Origin of the sequence: Pseudonocardia kujensis (assembly GCF_021283305.1) — a bacterium.
GTDB classification, from domain to species: domain Bacteria; phylum Actinomycetota; class Actinomycetes; order Mycobacteriales; family Pseudonocardiaceae; genus Pseudonocardia; species Pseudonocardia kujensis.
The window spans coordinates 1-4,241 of record NZ_JAJSOK010000137.1 but is presented as its reverse complement, the minus strand read 5'-3'; the positions used below and the strand labels follow the sequence as shown (position 1 = coordinate 4,241).

Sequence of the window (4,241 nt, the reverse complement as noted above, 5' to 3'; positions counted from 1 at the left end):
CTCCCCGCGCGCGAGCTGCTCGAGCGGCTCGCGCGCGGGGAGGCGCGCGCGACCGTGCTGGCGCGCGGCCTGCCGATCAGCCGGCAGGCCGTGGTCCAGCACCTCGGGGTGCTCGACGCCGCGGGGCTGGTCCGATCCACCCGGCACGGCCGGGAGGTCCGGTGGGCCCCCCGGCCCGACGGGCTGATCGCGGCCGCGGCCTGGCTGACCGGCTTGGCGGAGGAGTGGGAGCGGCGGCTCGCCGCGATCAAGGCGATCGCCGAGGAGGGTTGATCACTCGTCGTCGTCGTCGAGCGGGCGGGGTGGGAGCTCCGTCCGCTCGACCCGGTTCTCCACGCCCTCGCGCGGCTCGGTCTCCGCCCACTCCTCACGGTGCCCGCCGGCGTTGCCCAGCCGGCCCTGGACCTCGGCGGCCTCCTGCTCGTCGACGCGGGCGCTGTGCTTGCTGCTGCCACGTTCCATGCTCGGGGCGTACCTCCCCGGCCCACGGACAAACGGGGTCAGCGGACCGTGGCGAGCGCGCCGGCCGCGATGTCGACCCGCGCCCGGACGCCGGCGTCGAGCTCGAGGACCTCGCCGTCGATCTGTGCCGGCATCGGGTCGATCGTGCAGAAGGCGTACTCGCGCACGCTGGGCTGCGTGCCGAGCCCGCGGATGGCGGCCTTCGCGGCTGTGAGCGCGGTGCGCAGCTTCGAACGGTGCCGGACCAGCACAACCTCGAAGACGCCGTCGTCGGGGCGGGCGTCCTCGGCGAGCGTGGCGTACTTCGCCATCTCGGGGATGTTGGCGAAGACGAGGCTGTCGAAGGTCTCGCGCCTGCCGTCGACCTCGATGGCGAAGGGGTGGAAGCGGGAGAAGGCGCGCACGGTCGTCACGACCTCCTTGACCGAGCCCTTGCCGCCGCGCTCCAGCTCCAGCGCGACGACCGGGGTGATCCCGAGCCCGATGTAGGAGTGCGCGTACCGCACGTCGTCGTCGACGGTGAGGCGCAGGAGGTCGAGCCGTTCGGTCCGGCCCTCGACGATCGCGTCGAGCAGCGGCCGCCGGGCGACGACCCGGCGGTGGTCGTTCGCGTTGCCGGCGGCCAGCACCGCGGCCGCGGCTCGGGTCTCGCCGGCCTTCATGACGCCGTCGACGACCTCGTTGTAGCCGCCGTCGCCACTGACCGACACGATCAGCGGCGCGCCCGACCCGGCTTCCTCGCGGGCGACCTCCCGCGCGTGCCCGGCGTACTCGGTCGGGCGCAGCTCGACGGGCAGGTCGGCGGCCCGCTCGGCGAGCCCCGACTTGAGCTCCTCGGCGCGCTCCTGCGCGTCGCCGGTGCTGTTCGGGTTGAAGACGACCACGACCCGGTCGAAGGCACGCGCCACGCCGGGCACCCTATCCGGTCTGCGCCAGCACGACCGGTTCCGCGCCGCGCTCGCGCAGCCCGAGTGCGGTGATCGCCGCCACGACGACGAGCAGGCCGATCCACTGGGTCGGGCTGGGCGAGACGCCGAGGAACGCAATGCCGAGGACCGTGGCGGTCGCCGGGAAGGCGAGCTCGCCGAGGGTGGCCCGCGCCGCCGGGGTGTCGCGCAGCCCGACGTAGTAGAGGACGAGCGCGAGCAGGCCCGGGATCAGCGCGAGCAGCGCCAGTGGGCCGAGCTGCCCGGACGTGACGGCGAGCGGCGCGCCCTGCACGGCGACGATGACCGACGCCGCCGGAAGCCCGACGAGGAAGCGCAGCACCGTGACGTCGCGCGGCGCCGTCCGCACCCCCACCAGCCGGCCGAGCACCGTGCCGAAGCCCCACAGCAGCGCGGCGCCGATGGCGAGGCCCGCCGCCCCGAGCGCGCGCACCTGCACCGCGAACGGATCGGGGAAGGCGACCAGCCACGCGCCCAGCAGCGCCGGCACGGCGAACAGCCAGTACCCGACGCGCACCCGCTCGCCGAGCAGGACCGCCGCGGCGACGACGGCCACGAGCGGCTGCAGCTTCTGGAGCACCAGCGGGGTCAGGGCGTCGCCGGTGGCGAACGCTGCGGTGAACAGGGCGGTCGCCAGCGCCGACGACCCGGCGCCGATCACGAGCAGCGCCACCCGGTCGCGCGTCGACGCGGCGCGGAAGGCCCGCACCGCCGAAGGCACCAGCGGCAGCAGCACGACGACGGCGATGAGGTGCTCCCAGAACACCACCGTGGCGGCAGGGAGCGCGCCCGCGAGCGGTGCACGCAGCAGGCCGTCCGTGCCCCACAGCGCCGCCGCGACCGCCACGAGCCACGTCCGGTCCCGCACCAGCGTCATGCACCGGGCAACCCCGCGCGCGGTGGATCTATGCCGCACGGTGCTGTCACGATGGAGGGATGGAGTCCACCCGCCTCGACCGCTGGCTCTGGTCGGTCCGGCTGGCCAAGACCCGGTCCGACGCCGCGGCCGCCTGCCGGGGCGGGCACGTGCGCGTCAACGACCGCCCGGCCAAGCCCGCCACCGCGGTGCACCCCGGCGACGAGGTCCGTGCGCGGGTGTACGAGCAGACGCGGATCGTCGAGGTCACGAAGGTGATCCAGAAGCGCGTCGGGGCACCCGAGGCGCAGGCCTGCTACCTCGACCACACCCCGGCCCCGCCGCCGAAGGAGGCCCGCCCGGTCTTTGCCGTGCGCGAGCGCGGCACGGGCCGGCCCACCAAGCGCGAGCGCCGGATGCTCGACCAGCTCGGCGCCCTCCGCCCACCGCGTCCCTGAACGTTCCCCGAGCGTCCCCGAGCGTCACTGTGCCTCCCTCTGCGTCCCTGGCACGCCCGCGCCGCGCGGGTGGGCGATGATGGGGCCATGTACGACCTGCTGTTCCGGCACGTCCTGCGGCGGATCCCCGCCGAGCCGATCCACGGCGTCGCGTTCGGGGCGATCCGGGGCGTAGCGGGGTCGTCGGTCGTCGGACCGCGCCTCGGCACCCTGCTGACCGAGTCCGACCCGGTGCTGCGGACGCGGGTGTTCGGCGTCGACTTCCCCAACCCGCTCGGGCTGGCCGCGGGCTTCGACAAGGACGCCCGCGGCCCCGTCGCGCTGGGCCGGCTCGGCTTCGGGTTCGTCGAGCTCGGCACGATCACCGCGCGCCCGCAACCGGGCAACCCCAAGCCGCGCCTCTTCCGCCTCCCCGAGGACAAGGCCCTCGTGAACCGCATGGGGTTCAACAACTCCGGGGCCGACGCCGTCGCGGCCCGGCTCGGAGCGCTGCCGCGGGAGGGCCGGCCGGTCCTGGGTCTCAACATCGGCAAGAGCAAGGTCGCGACACCGGACGAGGCGATCGACGACTACCGGCACAGCGCGCGGGTCCTCGGGCCGCACGCGGACTACGTCGTGGTCAACGTCAGCTCGCCCAACACCCCTGGCCTGCGCGACATGCAGCAGGTCGCGGTGCTGTCGCCGTTGCTCGAGGCCGTCCGTGAGGAGCTCGTCTCCGCGGTGGCCGGGCGGACCGTCCCGCTGCTCGTGAAGATCACGACCGACCTCGCCGCCGAGGACGTCGACGCGGTGGCGGACCTGACCGTGCGCCTGGGGCTGGACGGGGTGGTCGCCACCAACACCACCGTCTCCCGCGACGGCCTCCGCACACCCCGCGCCGAGGTCGACGCCCTCGGCGCCGGCGGGCTGTCCGGTCTCCCGCTCGCCGCCGCCGCAGAGGCCGTGGTGGGGACGCTGCGGGCGAAGCTCGGCCCCGACCGCACCATCATCTCGGTCGGCGGGATCTTCTCCGGGGAGGACGCCTACCGCCGCATCACGGCCGGCGCGTCACTCGTGCAGTCCTACACGGGCTTCATCTACGGCGGCGGGACCTGGCCGCGCAAGGTGAACCGGGACCTCGCCGCCCTCCTGCACCGCGACGGCCACGCCACCCTCTCCGCCGCAGTAGGTTCCGCCACCTGACCGCGGTATGGAACCATAACGCGCTTCTTTCGGCTCCGAGACCGCACTATGGAACCATAATGCGCTTCCTTCGGCTCCGAGAACGCACTATGGAACCATAACGCGCTCTGGCCGCCCTCTGGGTCGCATTATGGTTCCATAATTTGCTTGCCTCGGCCGTGAACGCACTATGGAACCATAATGCCCTCTTTTGGTCGACAGGAGCGCGTTATGGTTCCATAACGCGCGAACGACCCGCCCATGGGTGCATTGAGCCTTTCTCAGTAGCGGCGCGGTGGTGGCGGGGCGACACGCCGACGACGGTGAGTTGACCCGGAACGGGCGCAGGACCCCGGT

General features: G+C 73.8%; 6 protein-coding genes. 3 read left to right on the top strand and 3 right to left on the bottom strand.

Translation table 11 applies throughout. The features are described from left to right. The coding region (locus tag LWC35_RS38560; protein WP_308194758.1) for an ArsR/SmtB family transcription factor at positions 1-273 on the top strand (273 nt) is incomplete at its 5' end. On the opposite strand, the gene LWC35_RS38555 is transcribed toward LWC35_RS38560, so the two are convergent. Genes LWC35_RS38555 through LWC35_RS38545 form a run of 3 tightly spaced genes read right to left on the bottom strand, consistent with a single transcriptional unit; the run spans position 274 to position 2,286 of the window. After that, complete coding sequence (locus LWC35_RS38555) at positions 274-462, bottom strand: hypothetical protein (RefSeq protein ID WP_232875545.1); 189 nt, start codon at positions 460-462, stop codon at positions 274-276. Positions 463-500: 38 nt separating this feature from the next. Beyond that, positions 501-1,370: a diacylglycerol/lipid kinase family protein gene (locus tag LWC35_RS38550; protein ID WP_232875544.1), complete on the bottom strand. Its 870-nt coding sequence runs from the start codon at positions 1,368-1,370 to the stop codon at positions 501-503. Between the two features lie 10 nt (positions 1,371-1,380). Further along, positions 1,381-2,286: a DMT family transporter gene (locus LWC35_RS38545; RefSeq protein WP_232875543.1), complete on the bottom strand. Its 906-nt coding sequence runs from the start codon at positions 2,284-2,286 to the stop codon at positions 1,381-1,383. A gap of 59 nt (positions 2,287-2,345) precedes the next feature. On the opposite strand from LWC35_RS38545, the gene LWC35_RS38540 reads away from it, so the two are divergent. After that, a complete protein-coding gene (locus tag LWC35_RS38540; protein ID WP_232875542.1) occupies positions 2,346-2,723 on the top strand; it encodes an RNA-binding S4 domain-containing protein in 378 nt (125 codons plus the stop codon). A gap of 87 nt (positions 2,724-2,810) precedes the next feature. After that, positions 2,811-3,905, top strand: coding sequence for a quinone-dependent dihydroorotate dehydrogenase (locus LWC35_RS38535; protein ID WP_232875541.1), 1,095 nt, complete (start codon positions 2,811-2,813; stop codon positions 3,903-3,905). Positions 3,906-4,241: the final 336 nt, after the last annotated feature.

Excerpts from the sequence above, each read along its gene's own strand:
- LWC35_RS38555 (WP_232875545.1), bottom strand. The coding sequence starts at position 462 with ATGGAACGTGGCAGCAGCAAGCACAGCGCCCGCGTCGACGAGCAGGAG.
- LWC35_RS38545 (WP_232875543.1), bottom strand. The coding sequence starts at position 2,286 with ATGACGCTGGTGCGGGACCGGACGTGGCTCGTGGCGGTCGCGGCGGCG.
- LWC35_RS38540 (WP_232875542.1), top strand. The coding sequence starts at position 2,346 with ATGGAGTCCACCCGCCTCGACCGCTGGCTCTGGTCGGTCCGGCTGGCC.
- LWC35_RS38535 (WP_232875541.1), top strand. The coding sequence starts at position 2,811 with ATGTACGACCTGCTGTTCCGGCACGTCCTGCGGCGGATCCCCGCCGAG.